Here is a 16,252-nt window from a genome sequence, read left to right on the forward strand (position 1 = left end):
TTCTATTTAACTTACTAATTTTAATATGATCTTGCAAAATAAGTTCAGACACTATTAGGAGTTTGACACTTAAAACAATTACTTGGTTTTTTATACGGTTCTAAAGGAATACAACGTGATGTTGTACCAGTTAAACTTTTAATTTCTTCTTCACACTTTATTTGATCACAAAAAGGTACAATAAAGAAACCTTTATGAATTTTAACTAATTTATGATATTCATTAAAATCTGTTAATTCTTTTAAACTTGTATTTAATTTTTTTTGTGAAATATTAAATAAATCTTTATTTAATTTATTTAATTGATTAATAATAGTTGTTACTAATAATTTTTCATTATTAATTTCAACATCAATAGTATCTAAATTATGACGTAAAATTAATTTAATTACTTGGTTTTCAATTTCTTGCTCACCAATTGCAATAGTAATTGGAATACCTTTAATTTGACTTTCACTTTTCTTATAAGAAAAACTTTTATTATCTTCATTTATTAATACTCGGAAATGAGAACTTAAAATTTTAAATATTCTTTCAACAGTTATTTTAACTTTATCACTTTTAGGTGATAAATTTAAAAGCATAATCTGATGCGGTGCAATTGTAGATGGCAATACTAAACCTAGATCATCGCTATGTGCCATAATTAAAGCACCAATTAATCTTGTCGATACACCTCATGATGTTTGATATCCTAATTCTTGTTTATTGTCTTTATTGCTAAATTTAATATTAAATACCTTTGTGAACTCTTGGCCAAAATAATGACTAGTACCGGCTTGTAATGCTTGTCCATCTTGCATCATAGTTTCAATTGTATATGTCATTTTTGCCCCAGCAAAACGTTCGTGAATTGTTTTTGTACCAACAATAACTTTAATTGCTAATTGTTGTTCAACAAAATCAGCATACAACTTAATCATTTTTAATGTAAAGTTTTTTGCTTCTTCATCGTTATTATGCATTGTATGTCCTTCTTGTCATAAAAATTCACTAGTTCTTAAGAATGGTTTTGTATTTTTTTCTCATCTAACAACATTGCATCATTGATTATATAATAATGGTAATTGTTTATATGAACTAATTATTTTTGAAAAATGACGACAAAATAAAACTTCTGAAGTAGGACGAATAATTAGTTCCTCTGATAATTGATTATTTCCAACTTTAGTTACAGTTGTACATTCTGGTGCAAAACCCTCAATATGATCTTTTTCAACTTGAAATGCTTTTTGACTAATTAAAAGTGGTAACATTACATTTTCAATATTTAAAATTTTAAATTTTTGATTTAATAAATGTTGAATATTTTCTCAAATTGCATATCCGCGAGGACGAAAAATAATGGTACCGGCTGCCGAACCATTTTCTGCACCATAATCACAAAGTTCTGCTTGCTTAATAACATCAGTATATCATTTGGCAAAATCAATCTCTCTTGCTGTAATATTTTTATTCTTTGCATTATTCATAATGATCTATTCACCTTTCGTTGATTGACTTTTATGTCATTTCCAATAATTTGGATAATTTAAAGCATCTAGCACTTTATTTGCTTGTTCTGATTCTAATACTTTTCCTAGTAAATAGTCAACCTTTAATCCTTTTAAAACAATAATTTCAGGAACATTAATAATACCACGAGCTAAAATATTTTTAATACCTAAAATTCTTAAATAATGCAAACAAATAATAACATCAATATATTTACTAAAACTAAAAGTAACTTGTTCTAATAAATTAGAAGTTAAAACTACATAATCAGGCTTAAAATGATTAATTAATTTAAAATTATCAATATGACGTAAATCATGAGTAAAAGAAATTTTTATTTTATTACTACGAATAGTTTTAATAATTGAATCATACTTATTCCAACTATTAATTTCACCAATATCTTGAAAATCAAAAATTAAATCACAATTTTCAAAAAGATTTTTTCTCTTATTAACGAGAGCAATCAACTTTGTTAAAATAGTTTTATCTTGTAACTCAATTAAACTAACAGGAAGAATAAGGTTTTTTTCTTGTTTTAATTTCGCAAATTTTTCAAATGTTTGAATAAATAAAGGTTCATTTACTTTTCATCACAATCCTGAATCTTGAATATTACGCATCAAAACAATAAACGAAACATAATAAGAGTTTTTAACAAAATTTCATCAAGCATAGTAACAATTTGGCTCATTTGAATTATCACTTTTATACACTGGTCTAATACTAACACTTAATAATTTTTCCATTTGCTCTGATTGTAGAAGCAAATAATGATTATAATCAGGATAATTTAAAATATCATTTGTCTTCAATTTAATTTCAATTAAGTCTCTACTTTGTACTACTTCTAATTGATTCTTATCAATAATTTTATTATATAATATATAGACATTTGAAGCATCAGTTTTTACTGAAGCATAAACACATAATATTTGACTTTGAATCTGCAAATAACTACTTTTTTCTACTAAATTACGTTTAATATAACTATTTATTTTTTTTTGGAATCGATATAAATTTATTTTCTTATTTCTAGAATAAATTAAAAACTGACCATCATAATATTTACAAATAATAGTATTATCTAATCCTAAAGTTATTTTACTATAATATGAAATTAATAACTCCATTCGTTCAATATTATTAACAGTTAAAATATTTTCTAATGCTAAATAATTTTTTATTTTTATTAAAATCATATATTCAAATTGACTATTTATTTTTTTATTATATTTTTTTTGACTAAAATTATCTAAAATAGTTTGCACAAAAACTGACTTTACCACTGTTAACTCATTTTGTTGTAAAATAATTGCTTGTGAAATAGCAAAACGATTATAACGAATATTACTTTGCATTTGACCATACAAAACTTTATTATTATTATCAAAATAATCAATTGATAAATCATAAACAATAACTTTACTTCCTAATTGAAAGGAAACCGAAAAATGACACGGCTCAAATGGAACTTTATTCACTAATAAATTTTGAATAAAAATTTCAATTTTTACTTTAGTTTTACGATTCATCATTGATTTAAATACAAACAATGAAATTCTTTTTTTACGATTTAAAACTTCTAAGCGTTCAGAAAAAGTAATAATTTCATTTTTTAAATCAATTTTCAATGGAACTAAACTTAACAAATCACCATGGATAACATTATAATATTGATTATTACGATGATTTAAACGCATAAATAAAATAATTATTATTGTCATAAAAGGAATTAAAGCAATAATTACAATTGCAGATCAACGCATAATTTTACCTCCATTTAATCAGAGCCTAAAGTAATATTACCATTATTTCCTTGGAAAAGTTTTAACTTTAGTCTTTGATTATCAATATATAATTTAGCTAAACGAAACATTTTGCGATCTTTAACCAAAATTCAATCAATAGCTTCAACAGGAATTGTTTCATATATTTGAACACGATTAGTATCAACATTTAAACCTCAATCTTTAACAGTGTTTTGAAATAATTTATGAATATCAACAGAAATAATAGCTATTTTATTAACATCAACATTTTGCTCTGCACATCACTTTCAAAAAAAATGACGTGTTGAATTACCTAACTCTAATTCTAAATAAGTAGCATGTTCTAAATAAGTTCAAACAATATATTCTTGCTTTGGCAATAATTTAATTTGTGAAGAAGGTTTAATTCCTTGTTCTAATATTAATGTAATGTTACTAACATCAGTATAAAAAAATAAGTTAAAAATATTTTTATTTTCTAAATGTTTAATAATTTGAATAGTTGATCTTCTTCTAAAATTTAAAAAAATATTATTGCGCTTTTTATTATTCGTTAAAGTAGAAGATTTATTAGTTTTTTTTTGTTTTTTAAACCTATTAAAAAAAGGAGTTTTTTTTTCATTGTCTTCTGATAATTTAGAAATATCCAAATTAGGTTGATTTTCATCACTAAAATATTCTTTAATTTTTTTAATTCGTCGACTTCAACCCATAAATTATGACCACCTTATTATTAATATTTACCTAATTATACTAAATTTTTTTAAAATAATGGTGCTAAAATTCTAAGCAATAATAAAAATACACCCCGATAGGCAAAACTACGATGTAGTAGTGGATTACTAATAATTAAACTAGAATGAATAAAATCTTTTTCAAATGAAGCAGATAAATCACTATTTGTTTTACTATCATAAACAATTACTAAAGTTTGATGATCTGAATAAAGACTACGATAATCAAGATTAGTTGAACCAATAATAGTAATATCATCATCAAAAATACCAGACTTAGAATGGTTAAAAACATTATTATATTCATAAATTTTAACACCTGACTCAATCAATGAATCATAATAAGTTCTTGACATATCTAATGATAAAAATTTATCAGTAATTCCGGGTAATGATAATCTAACATCAACACCAGAATAAGCACTATTACGCAATGCAGTAATTAAATCGCTAGTTGGAATTAAATAAGGAGTACTAATTCAAACTCGCTTTTTAGCATTACTAATAAATTTAATAAATAAATCTTTTTGAATTGTTTCTTTAGTAATCGGTCCATCATCAATTACTTGGACAATAATATTATTTTTAATTTTTATTTCAGATTTTTCAGCACTAATATCAAGAATATTACCAGTAATAAAATGCCAATCTTGTCTAAATATTAAATCAATTGATTTAACAGCTTCCCCGACAATTCTAATTTGGGTATCTCTTCAAAAGCCATACTTTGCAGAAAGATAAATATAGTTATCTGCTAAGTTAACTCCACCAGCATAGCCAATATTCCCATCAATAATGATATCTTTACGATGATTACGAAAATTATAATTTCCTGTCATAAATGGTAATCTAACTGGTGAAAATTTATGAATAATAATTCCCATTTTTTTCATTTTTCATATTTTATATTTAGATAAACTAAAATATGAACCAACAGCATCATAAATCATATAAACTTTAACTCCTGCTTCAATCCTTGCTTTTAAAACATTAATAATTACTTCTAATAGTTCCCCTTCACCAAGAATAAAATAATTAATAAAAATATAACTTTTTGCTTGTTTTAAATCTTCAATTAATTTAACAAATTTATTAGGACCATTATTTAAAATTTGAACATCAGTATTATTATAAAATGGTCGATGAGAAATTCTTGTTGTATAGTTAAATAAAGATAAAGTATCATCACTCAAAGTTATTTTTTTTGATTCTAAAATTGAATTAGCAAAAGTTCAATCTTCTTGGGTATAAAAATAACTATTTGTTTTTAAATAAGCTTTTTGTTTTCGTCGATAACGATAAGGACGACCAAAAGTTCAATATAAAAAAATACCGATGATTGGCAAACATAAGGTAACCATAATTCATGATAGTTTTGCATCTTGCATACGATTGGTAATAAAAATAATAATACCAGTTAAAATAGTTAAAGTAATAATTATCATCAAAATAATTCATGAATATTTAATATAATTAAATATAACGAAAACTATTGTTGCAATCAAAGCAATATATAAGATTAATGATAAAAGTAAGTTTACTCGTTTACGCATGATTTCTCCTTAATATAAAGAGTTCTTTATTAAATTATATCTAATTATTAATAAATTTATTATTTAAAAGTAAAAAAAAGCAATTAATGCTTTTTAAATAATGGCGGAATGGGAGAGATTCGAACTCTCGCGACAGTTTCCCGTCCTAACTGATTAGCAATCAGTCCTCTTCAGCCTCTTGAGTACCACTCCAAAGTTATAATAATTATTTTTTTTACAATTATTATTATAACTTTAATTTTAAAATTTACTATGTATTTTTTAATTTTTTTTTAAAAATCCTATATTCCAAAATAAAATTTCACTATTTTTTAAATTAAATAAATAATATATTACTAAATTTGTTACAAATTTATTTATTACTTGAAACCACTATTCAATAATCTAATTAATTTATACAACACAAACATTGCATTGATAATTTTCACTATCCTCTAAAACCTCTTGACGAATACGAACATAATAAATTGATGAACAACCTTTTTTAAAGGCTCTAATATAAGCTTTATTTAAATCACGAGTTGTCGCTTTATCAGTAATAAATAAAGTTAAAGAAATTGCTTGATCAACGTGTTGTTGTGCTGCTGCTACAATATCAATAATTGGATTAGGGCCTAATTCATATCCACCTGCAGTGTAATATGCTAAATTATTATCATCAATCTTATAAGCAGGAACATAAACACGACCTAATTTCCCTTCTTTTCGTACCTCAACAGGAGCAACTATCGGTTGTAGACTTGGTGTACATGAAGATAAATAACTAATTGAACCAGTGGGTGCTACTGCCATTAAATGTGAATTAGCCAATCCTGTTTCTTTAATTTTTATTACTAATTCTTTTCATTGCTTCTGAGTTGGAATCATAATGTTATATTTTGCAAATAATTCTTGTATTTTTTTTGTTTCAGGAGTTCATTTATCTGACTGACATTTTATATATTTATCAAAATATGAACCATCAGCAAATTTTGAATTTTTAAATCCACTAAAACTTCCAAATTTTAATGCTAATTTATTTGAAGCACTAAAAGCATGATAAGCCATAACATAAAAGAAAATATTAGTAAAATCAATTGCTTCTTTTGAATCATAAAAAATATGATTTGTTGCTAAAAATCCATGTAAATTCATAGCGCCTAAACCCAAAGCATGATTTTTTTTATTTCCATATGCAACTGATGGAGCACTAGAAAAATCACTACTTCTTGATACGTGGTCTAATGAATGAATTGCTTGAAAAATAACCTCACCAAATTCACTTCCACTTTCCATTACTTTTGCAATATTAATACTTCCTAAATTACAACTAATATCTTCACCAATTTCTTTAAAACTTAAATCACTATTAAATTCACTAGCTGTACTTACTTGAATAATTTCACTGCACAAATTACTCATAACAATTCTACCAGGATGAGCATTATTTTTATTTACTGTATCATCAAATAATAAATAAGGATATCCACTTTCAAAATGTAATTCAGCAATCATTTGAAATAATTTGCGAGCACTAATAAAATTTTTACTAATATCAGGGTTTTTTAACATATTATAATACTCTTTAGTAATAGAAATATCTGTCATTGCTTTACCATAAACTTTTGCAATATCATAAGGACTAAAAAGTGCCATCTGTTCATTATTTTTTGCTAATTCAAAAGTAATATCAGGAATAACTACTCCTAAAGACATTGATTTAATACGAATTTTTTCATCTGCATTTTCACGCTTTGAATCTAAAAATAACATAATATCTGGATGATGAACATTTAAATAAACTGCCCCAGCACCTTGTCTTTGACCTAGTTGATTAGCATATGAAAATGAATCTTCAAGAATTTTCATAACCGGGATAACCCCTGTTGCTTGATTTTTAATATTTTTAATTGGCGCTCCAAATTCTCTTAAATTTGTTAAACACAAAGCAACTCCACCACCACGTTTTGATAACTGTAATGAAGTAGTAATAGCTCGAGCAATTGATTCCATGTTATCTTCAATTCGTAAAAGATAACATGAAGTGTATTCACCTCTTTGTTTTTTCCCTGCATTTAAAAATGTGGGAGTAGCTGGTTGAAATCTACCAGACATAATTTGTCTTAAAATTTTACTAGCATGTTCAATATTACCATCAGCAAAAAATAAACTATTCATAACAACTCTATCTTCATAATTTTCTAAATATTGTTTACCATTAAAACTTTTTAAAGCATAAGAATTATAAAATTTTAAAATACCCATAAAACTTGTAAACTGATAATTAAAACTGTATGCTTCATTTGTTAATCGTTCAATTTCCGTAATTGAATATTTATTAATTATTGTTTCATCATAATATTGATTTTTTACTAAATATTCTATTCTTTCTTTAACGGTTTTAAAAAGCAATAAATTTGGTTTAATATGATTTTTCATATAAGATTGTGCTGCTTGCAAATCAAATTGTGCATTATTAGTAGTTTTTGCTCTAGCATTTAAAGTAACATATTCATCACTTTCTAAAGTTCCAGATAAAGTATTTATTTCATTAGTATTTTTTTTATCTTTATCTCAAAAATCTACTAATATATTTTTTATTGTTGATACATCATTTTGAGTTCCTAATAATTCAAATTGAAATAATAGTGGGACATTTAATTTTTTTGAAAGAATTGGCCCAGCAATTGCAAAAGTATCACCAAAATTAGTATTCCCCGACGCAATAACACCACGACAAAAATTACGATTTTGCTTATTATTTAAAAATTTAATTACCTGTTTAGGAACTGCCCCTTCTTTAATATCACCACCCCCACTATATGTTGGTGTTATTAACACATAATCTTTATCAACTAAAATTTCCTCTTGTAAATCGTGAGGAATTCTTGAATTTAAAACCTCTAATTTTTGAATAAAACGATGAGTATTATTTGACAAAGAAGAAAAATAAACAACATGAATTTTTCCTTCTGGCTTTAATATTTTTTGGTTTGAAACTTTTACAACATCATTATGCATTTTTTTACTCCTTTAAAATTAAAATTCTCAATCTTCATCTTGCGTTTCTACAGTAATGCCCATTACATAAGATGAACCATTACCTGAAAAGAAATCGTGATTTTCATCAGCTCGAGCTGATAATTGATTAAAAATTTCCGGTTTAATTCTTGTTTGTTCTTCACTAAAAGGTGAATCATATCCTAAATTTTGTAAAAACTTACCAGCATTATATAAACTAAACTTAATAGCATCTTCAGCTAAATTAAATTCTTGATATAATTCTGTCAAATATTGCTTTTCTAAATCAATTAATTTAAACAATAAATCAAATACAAATTTTTTCATTTCTTCTTGTTTTTCTTTTGGTAACTTTTCAACTTTTCTTTGATATTTATAGCCACTATAATAATTATGAATAACTTTATCACGTAAAATTAATCTAATAATATCTGAAGTATTAGGTAATTTACTACGAGCAGATAAATAAAATGGTAAATAAAAACCACCATATAATAAAAAACCCGGCATTAAAGCGGCAGCTACTTTCGATTTTAAAGGATCATCACTTGTATAATAAGGAATTAGTGCACGTGCTCTGGCTTGTAAAATTTCATTATTAATTACTCACTCATGAGCAGATTCAATCTGCTCACTAGAACATAAAGTTGAAAAAATTGTTCCGTATGATCGAGCATGAACTGCTACCATAAAAGCAAAATTTGTATAAATAACTTGTTCATGATCAGTTAAAGAATTAGGTATTTGTGCAATATCACCAACCGTTGCCTGAATTGTATCTAATAAAGTTAAACCTGTAAATGTTCTTGTTATTAACTCTTGTCATTTTGGATTTAATGTTTTTCAAGAAGTCAAGTCATTAGAAACAGGAATTTTTTCTGGTAACCAAAAATTTTGAGTAATACGATTTCAAACTTCTAAATCTTTTTCATCATTGATTACATTTCAATTTACAGATCGCATTTTTCCATTAAAATTTTTCATAATATACTCTAATGGTGACTGTGATTGTTGAAAATATTTGTTATCTTTTGCCATTTATTATTACCCCTCTACTTAATTACACAACTAAAAACATCCCCTATATTATATAAAGGATGTTGTCATTATTAAAAATTACTTTATTAAAATTACAAATATTAAAAAATAAAAGTAATTATTAAAAATAATCATTAATTCACACCCAGGAATATAATATCACTTAAAAAATTAGACCGGTCTACTGGCTTAGCTTCATTTTACTTGTTACCCTTCTCAAAGTTTTATCTTCAATGGTTTTGTAACGTTCATCAACATCACAGTTGCTGGGGCAGCAAAGAATTCTCATCTTTTTCCCGAACATCTAAAGTTCCTTGTTATTTAGTTGTATAAATATTCTACTACAAGAAAAACAATTTTGGTAATTTATAAATACATTACTATGTATTTTTTTAACCTCAACTATTTTAAAATTATTCTTAATTTTTTTATTATGAAAATTTTCATTTTAATATACAAAAATAATTTAATATATTTTACTATTGTTTTTTAAAGTAAAAAAACATTAATCTTTATACTTTATTTGTTAATAATTTTTTTTCAACTTTTTGTAATTGTTTAATAAAATCATTAATAGTGCCGTTATTTTTAACAATAAAATCAATATCTTTATTTAAAATTAAATATTTTTTTTGTTGATTTAATAGTGAAATAACTTGTAAATCATTAACATTATCACGTTCTTTTATTCGTTGGATTTTTTTATCTTCCTCAGCCTCAATTAAAAGAATTTTATCAACTAATAAATTTAAATTTGCATTAAATAATACTGCACAATCAATAACAATTAATTCTTGGTGTATTTTATTACGAATAATATCTTCTTCAACAATTTTTACCATTTTTGGTCAAATAATATTTTCTAATTTACGTAAAATATGAGGGTGTTGAAACGCTTCATACCGTAATTTTATTTTATTAATTGTTTTATCACTATTAATAAAAGTATTACCGAATTCATTAATTAATGCTTTTTTTGTTTCTTTTAGTGTATAAATATGTTTAACAACTTTATCAACAAAAATAACATACGCACCTTTATTTTGAAAAAAATTTGTAGCGGTTGTCTTACCTACTCCCGCTTCACCAATAATACCAATAATCATGAGTTCACCCTTACTTATGTTCAATTTGATAACTTGCAAGAATACCAATCATTGCTGCATTATCAGTACAGTATTCTAATTTTGGAACAATTATTTTTAAATTTGGATATTTATTTTTTAAATCTAATACTGCTAATCTTAATTGCTGATTAGCACTAACTCCTCCTGCTAAAACTAAAGTTTTTGGATTATGTTTTTTTAATGCTAATTCAATTTTATTAATTAACACTTGAATAACTGTTGTTTGAAAAGAAGCTGCAAAATTATTAAATTGTAACTTACCTTTTTCTTTATTTATCAAATTAGCACATGCTGATTTTAAACCACTAAAACTAAAATCTAAACTATTATCATTTTTAGGTAATGGTAATTTATAAGTTGGCTTTCCCAATTTAGCACTTCGTTCAATTTCAGGACCACCGGGATATTTTAAACCTAACATTCTTGCAACTTTATCATAACATTCACCAACAGCATCATCTAATGTTTGACCAAGTATAGTGAAATTTAAATGTTCATTTGCCAACATCAACTGTGTATGACCACCACTAACTAATAAACCAAGTACTGGAAATTCTCATTCATTATTAATTAAAGAAGCATACAAATGTCCATACAAATGATTACATGGAAGCAATGGCTTTTCTAAATAAGCAGCAATAGTTTCTGCTATAATTTTACCTACGTGTAAACAACTAGCAAGACCAGGAGTATTAGTATAGGCAATAAAATCAATATCCATAATTGAAATGTTAGATTTCTCAATTGCTGTTTGTAAGACAGTAGCAATATTTTCACTATGAGCTCGTGCTGCTAATTCTGGAACAACACCACCATATTGTTGATGAAGCTTAATTTGTGAAGCAATAATATTACTTAAAACATTTTTATCTTTAATAACAGCAACACTAGTTTCATCACAACTAGTTTCTATTGCTAAGATTATCATCAATATCCTCTTCTTTATAATAAGCAACTGATGATTCTAAAGCTAAAATCATCATTTTTTTAAAACTAGTTTCGCGTAATGTTGCTGAAATTGATTCACCGGTAATAAAAGAATCAGAAATTGTTAATAAACAAGCAGCATTTTTTTCTAAATGTTTTGCATTAGCAAATAAAGCAAAAGATTCCATTTCTACTGCTAAGCATTTGCTAATTAAAGGATTAGTTTTATAATCATTATCATTAATACGATAAAATACATCACTTGAATGAATTAAACCTGATCTTAAATTTATTTTTTCACTTACTATATACGAAGAATTTTCATTTTTTTGCTGATCAAATTCATTATCAATTTTTTGTGCCACTTTATTAATAATTTTGCTAATATTACCAACAGATTCAATTTGATTTTCATCAATATTAGCAGCATATTTAGCGAAAGTAGATTCACTATATACTTTAGTAGTATTAATAATATCATAAACTTTAACATCTTTTTGATATGAACCAGCACTACCAACACGAATAATACAGTCAACATCATAAAATTTAAATAACTCATATGAATATATACCAATTGAAGGCATACCCATACCACTAGCAGCAATAGTAATATTATATCCTTTATATTTTCCAGTAAACATTAGCATATTACGAACATTATTTACTTGTTTTCAATCTTGTAAAAAATTAGAAGCAATGAATTGAGCACGTAATGGATCGCCTGGCATAATTACTACTTTTGCAATTTGATCACGAGCAGCTTTAATATGAGCTGTTGGAATTTTTTCTTTATTTTCCATATATTCTCCTTTTTTTAAATAATAATAGTTATTATAATATATTGTTAATTTAGTAACAACATTAATATTTTTAATGACTGGTTTTTTATTTTAAAAATTAAATTTAATTTTATAACTTTTCATACTAATTAAAGAAAATAAAAAATAATCTAAAAAAGTTTAATCAACACCTTTTTAGTTTTTTTAGTATAATTTACTAAAACTAAATAATGTTTAGTTTATAAAAAACTCATTACTTTATTTTAAAGTAAATGAGTTTTTATTTTAAAAAGGTGGGAAACATAAATGTTTAAAAATTTAACTAAAGGAAATAAAAAAGAAATAGAAGAATGCCAAAGAAAAATGAAAAATTCTTCTGAAAATCAAAAATATTTACAACAAAAAATATATTTTGAATGAGAAAAATTAGATAAAATAAATTGGATAACAGAAGCAGAACGAGTAGTTGAAACAAATAATACTATAAAACCATTAGAACAAAAATTACGAAAAGAAGAAAAAAAATGAATAAATAATTATAAACAAATAGAAGTAATAAAAAATGGCCTAATAAAAAATTGGTATATTTTATAAAAATATAAATGAGAGATAAAACTCTCATTTTTAATTGTTGAACAATTATAATTAATTATTTTATTAAACCTATACTTTATTAAAGTAATTAATTATTACATAACTAAATAAAAATTATAAAAGCTATTGTATAGGAATTTGCAAATAGTAATTTTTGTGCTGGTCTTTGAAAATTTCAGAAATTTTGGTTCCCTTCCCCTAGAACCCCTACCCTCCAAGGCTTTGCTACTTACAGTAGCATAAGCCTTACGTATAGTAGTAGAAGTATTTAGTTAGTAGTATATAAGCCTTTTATCACTGTAGGTGATAAGGCTTATACGTAGAAAGGATTCGTAATGATTAATGTTAATTTAGATATTAAAAATAAAGTTAGAGAAACAACTAAAGGTATGTTATTAGAAATTGGTGAATATGAAACATGATTTCCAATTAAAGATACTACTATTAATAAAAATAATAAAAAAATAACATTAAAAATAATTGAAGATTTTAATTATAAATTAGGTAAAAAATCAATTACAAAAGATATTGAAAGTATTAAAGGTAGTGAAATTTTAAAATATATTAAAAATATTTCAGATATTACTACAAATGAAAATGAATTAATATCTTGTGAATTTTATGAACAATATAATGGTTATTATATTTTTACAGATAAGAAAAATCAAGAATGTTTTAAATATAACATTACATGAGAACAAGATATGAAAAGTTTTAAAATAAATAATCCATATAATGATAATGATTTAGCAATAAATTATATTGTTACACCAATGAAAGATATAAATACTCATAATGAAAAAATATTTTATTTAAAGTATTAAAGGAAATTAATATGTTATTAAATGTTGAAAAAATAGAATTAATTAAAAATTTATGTAATGAAAAATTACTTAAAAATAAAAAATATATAGAAATTGAAGAAATATTAAAAATTATAGAAAGGGATTAAAAATGGAAGAAAAAGATAATTTAGAAATACAAGAAGATAATAAAGAATTACAAAATAAGTTATTAAAAGAACAAATTGAATTAATTGAAGAACAAAAAGAATTTTATAAAAAATCATGAAAAAGTAGAATTATATTTTTAACAATTTGAATAATTATTATGATTTTAACATTAATAATTATTGCTTCTAAACATTAATGAAAGGAATGAATAATTATGGAATGTAGAGAATATAGAATTAAAGGCTCATGTGATATATGTAATAAAAATTCATCATTTGCAAATAGAACTTGTAATAACTGTTTTTATAAATTAATAGGTGAAAAAAATGAAATGTAATATCCATAATGAAAAATATATTTGATTTAGTGAATTAGATAATACATATTATTGTAATAAATGTATAGATGACATGATTGAAGAAGATATGTATTTAACAAGTGATAATTGAGATTACTTAAAAGAATATTATATTAATGAATTACAATTAGAAAATTTTAAAGGAGTGTAATAATATGCAAAATAAAGGTTTTCAAGATATTAAAAATGATTTACAACTATTTTTTCAAGATATAGAAAATGGTAAATATGGTGAAAGAATTAAAGAATTATTAAAGGTTAAAGGAGATGAATAAATATGGCACCTAGAAATAAAATTTCAAAAGATAAATTATTAAGTAATTGAATAAGATTTCGTGTTTCTGATATTGAAAAACAAGAAATTAAAGATTTTTGTCAAAGTAAAAATATTACAATTACAAAGTTTATAAGAGGTTTAATTAAAAATGCAATTAAATAATCAAAAAAATAATTTAATTTTTAAAAAAGAAACACATCAATATTTTATTCAAAATAAAGAATTAATATCAGTAAGTAAAATACTTGATTATTATTTAGGTAATTCATATTGTAAATGTAATAAATGTAAATATTGTTTTAATATAAATAATGCAAGAATTCGTGGTAATGCAGTTCATAAGGTAGCAGAATTATATTTTAAAAATATAAATATTAAAAATATAAGTAATCAAATTAAAAATTATATTAAAGATTTATTTTCACAAAATTATTTAAATTATTGTTATACATTATTAGAATATTTACCAAATAAATTTATTAATAATAATGAATATATTAGTGAAAAAATATTTAATTATGATATTGTTGCTGGAACACCAGATTTAATTTATAAAGAAAATAATTTAAATATAATAGTAGATTTTAAAACTTATAAAGTTTTTACTAAAGAATTATTAGAAAAATCAAAATTACAAATAATAGCATATTATTGATTATTAAAAAATAATAATTATGAATTATCAAATACTCATTTTATATGTTGAGTTAAAGAAAATGACATTGAATTAATTAAAGTTGAAATAACAAATGAATTATTAATTGAATGACAAAAAGCAATTTGAACATGAAAGGAATTGAAATAAAATGGCAAATGAATTATTAGTTAAAAATATTCATAATGGTAATGTAGAAAAATTTATTAGACAAAAAGGTATTATTAATAATTTAGAAATACAAAAATTTAAAAGTAATGTATTAGCAATTTCAAATCAATATGGTTTAGATAAAGCATATCCAGAAACAATTATTAATAGTTGTTATCAAGCAGTATTATTGAATTTACCTTTAGAAAAGAATTTTGGTTATTGTTATATTGTACCTTATTGAGATAATAACACAAAAGTAAATAATGCTCAATTTCAAATGGGATATAAAGGTTATATTCAATTAGCATTACGTTCACAACAATATAAAGAAATCAATGTAAGTGATGTTAGATTAACAGAAATTAAAAAAGTAGATAGACTTAAGGGAATTGAATTTAATTGAATACAAGATGATTTAGAAAGATTGAAACAACCTATTATTGGTTATGTAGCATATTTTCAATTAGTAAATGGTTTTGAAAAAACTTTATATATGTCAAAAGAACAAATTGAAAAACATTTTTTAAAATATTCAAAAACTTATGCAAAAAATAAAGAATTTATTGTTAGTGATTTTGATAGTATGGCATTAAAAACTGTATTAACTCAATTATTAAGAAAATGGGGAATTATGAGTACTGAAATGCAAATTGCATATGAAAGTGACCAAGCAATTATTACTGAAAATGAAAAAATATATGTTGATAATCCAAATAATAATATAGAAATAGAAAATAATACAAATTTTCAACAATTAGAAGAAAATATTAATAAATTAGATAATTTATTATTTAAAAATGAATAAATGTAAATATTGTAATAAAAGAATTTGATT

At 23.6% G+C, this 16,252-nt stretch carries 16 protein-coding genes, 1 tRNA gene and 1 riboswitch; of the genes, 7 read left to right on the forward strand and 10 right to left on the reverse strand.

Going from position 1 to position 16,252, the window contains the following annotated elements; all coding sequences use genetic code 4:
• Window positions 1–20: 20 nt before the first annotated feature.
• From proS to AACK89_RS07015, 10 genes are all read right to left on the reverse strand, one after another.
• Window positions 21–1,472 (reverse strand): proline--tRNA ligase, encoded by a 1,452-nt coding sequence (gene proS, locus AACK89_RS06970; protein ID WP_338978231.1) that lies wholly within the window; start codon window positions 1,470–1,472, stop codon window positions 21–23.
• A 6-nt stretch (window positions 1,473–1,478) separates the two neighbouring features.
• A complete protein-coding gene (locus AACK89_RS06975; RefSeq protein ID WP_338978233.1) occupies window positions 1,479–3,263 on the reverse strand; it encodes a hypothetical protein in 1,785 nt (594 codons plus the stop codon).
• 14 nt (window positions 3,264–3,277) lie between these two features.
• Window positions 3,278–3,979 (reverse strand): acetyltransferase, encoded by a 702-nt coding sequence (locus tag AACK89_RS06980; RefSeq protein ID WP_338978236.1) that lies wholly within the window; start codon window positions 3,977–3,979, stop codon window positions 3,278–3,280.
• 50 nt (window positions 3,980–4,029) lie between these two features.
• Window positions 4,030–5,553 carry a cardiolipin synthase gene (cls, locus tag AACK89_RS06985; protein ID WP_338961075.1) on the reverse strand — a complete coding sequence of 508 codons (1,524 nt, stop codon included), beginning with the start codon at window positions 5,551–5,553 and terminating at the stop codon, window positions 4,030–4,032.
• A gap of 101 nt (window positions 5,554–5,654) precedes the next feature.
• Window positions 5,655–5,745, reverse strand: a tRNA-Ser gene (locus AACK89_RS06990).
• A gap of 201 nt (window positions 5,746–5,946) precedes the next feature.
• A complete protein-coding gene (gene nrdE, locus AACK89_RS06995; protein ID WP_338978239.1) occupies window positions 5,947–8,553 on the reverse strand; it encodes a class 1b ribonucleoside-diphosphate reductase subunit alpha in 2,607 nt (868 codons plus the stop codon).
• A gap of 18 nt (window positions 8,554–8,571) precedes the next feature.
• Window positions 8,572–9,591, reverse strand: coding sequence for a class 1b ribonucleoside-diphosphate reductase subunit beta (gene nrdF / locus AACK89_RS07000; protein WP_338978241.1), 1,020 nt, complete (start codon window positions 9,589–9,591; stop codon window positions 8,572–8,574).
• 157 nt (window positions 9,592–9,748) lie between these two features.
• Window positions 9,749–9,914, reverse strand: a riboswitch (cobalamin riboswitch).
• 189 nt (window positions 9,915–10,103) lie between these two features.
• On the reverse strand, window positions 10,104–10,697 hold the full coding sequence (gene coaE / locus AACK89_RS07005) for a dephospho-CoA kinase (protein WP_338961076.1): 594 nt from the start codon (window positions 10,695–10,697) through the stop codon (window positions 10,104–10,106).
• 10 nt (window positions 10,698–10,707) lie between these two features.
• Window positions 10,708–11,646 carry a tRNA (adenosine(37)-N6)-threonylcarbamoyltransferase complex transferase subunit TsaD gene (gene tsaD / locus AACK89_RS07010; RefSeq protein ID WP_338974092.1) on the reverse strand — a complete coding sequence of 313 codons (939 nt, stop codon included), beginning with the start codon at window positions 11,644–11,646 and terminating at the stop codon, window positions 10,708–10,710.
• Complete coding sequence (locus AACK89_RS07015) at window positions 11,621–12,448, reverse strand: purine-nucleoside phosphorylase (RefSeq protein WP_338978244.1); 828 nt, start codon at window positions 12,446–12,448, stop codon at window positions 11,621–11,623. Before AACK89_RS07015 ends, tsaD begins: the two co-directional genes overlap by 26 nt.
• Window positions 12,449–12,733: 285 nt before the next feature.
• On the opposite strand from AACK89_RS07015, the gene AACK89_RS07020 reads away from it, so the two are divergent.
• From AACK89_RS07020 to AACK89_RS07050, 7 genes are all read left to right on the forward strand, one after another.
• Complete coding sequence (locus AACK89_RS07020; protein WP_338978247.1) at window positions 12,734–13,021, forward strand: hypothetical protein; 288 nt, start codon at window positions 12,734–12,736, stop codon at window positions 13,019–13,021.
• A gap of 335 nt (window positions 13,022–13,356) precedes the next feature.
• Window positions 13,357–13,845 carry a hypothetical protein gene (locus AACK89_RS07025; protein WP_338978249.1) on the forward strand — a complete coding sequence of 163 codons (489 nt, stop codon included), beginning with the start codon at window positions 13,357–13,359 and terminating at the stop codon, window positions 13,843–13,845.
• Window positions 13,846–13,975: 130 nt separating this feature from the next.
• Window positions 13,976–14,170: a hypothetical protein gene (locus AACK89_RS07030; protein ID WP_338978252.1), complete on the forward strand. Its 195-nt coding sequence runs from the start codon at window positions 13,976–13,978 to the stop codon at window positions 14,168–14,170.
• Window positions 14,171–14,300: 130 nt separating this feature from the next.
• Window positions 14,301–14,483, forward strand: a complete 183-nt coding sequence (locus tag AACK89_RS07035) for a hypothetical protein (protein ID WP_338978255.1) — start codon at window positions 14,301–14,303, stop codon at window positions 14,481–14,483.
• A 126-nt stretch (window positions 14,484–14,609) separates the two neighbouring features.
• Window positions 14,610–14,771, forward strand: coding sequence for a hypothetical protein (locus AACK89_RS07040; RefSeq protein WP_338978258.1), 162 nt, complete (start codon window positions 14,610–14,612; stop codon window positions 14,769–14,771).
• Window positions 14,758–15,414 (forward strand): PD-(D/E)XK nuclease family protein, encoded by a 657-nt coding sequence (locus AACK89_RS07045; RefSeq protein WP_338978260.1) that lies wholly within the window; start codon window positions 14,758–14,760, stop codon window positions 15,412–15,414. The genes AACK89_RS07040 and AACK89_RS07045 overlap by 14 nt, the downstream gene beginning before the upstream one ends.
• A 1-nt stretch (window position 15,415) precedes the next feature.
• Window positions 15,416–16,222, forward strand: a complete 807-nt coding sequence (locus AACK89_RS07050; RefSeq protein WP_338978262.1) for a recombinase RecT — start codon at window positions 15,416–15,418, stop codon at window positions 16,220–16,222.
• Window positions 16,223–16,252 lie beyond the last annotated feature (30 nt).

Origin of the sequence: Spiroplasma endosymbiont of Panzeria rudis, from assembly GCF_964019705.1 — a bacterium.
Taxonomy (GTDB): domain Bacteria; phylum Bacillota_I; class Bacilli_A; order Mycoplasmatales; family VBWQ01; genus Spiroplasma_E; species Spiroplasma_E ixodetis_A.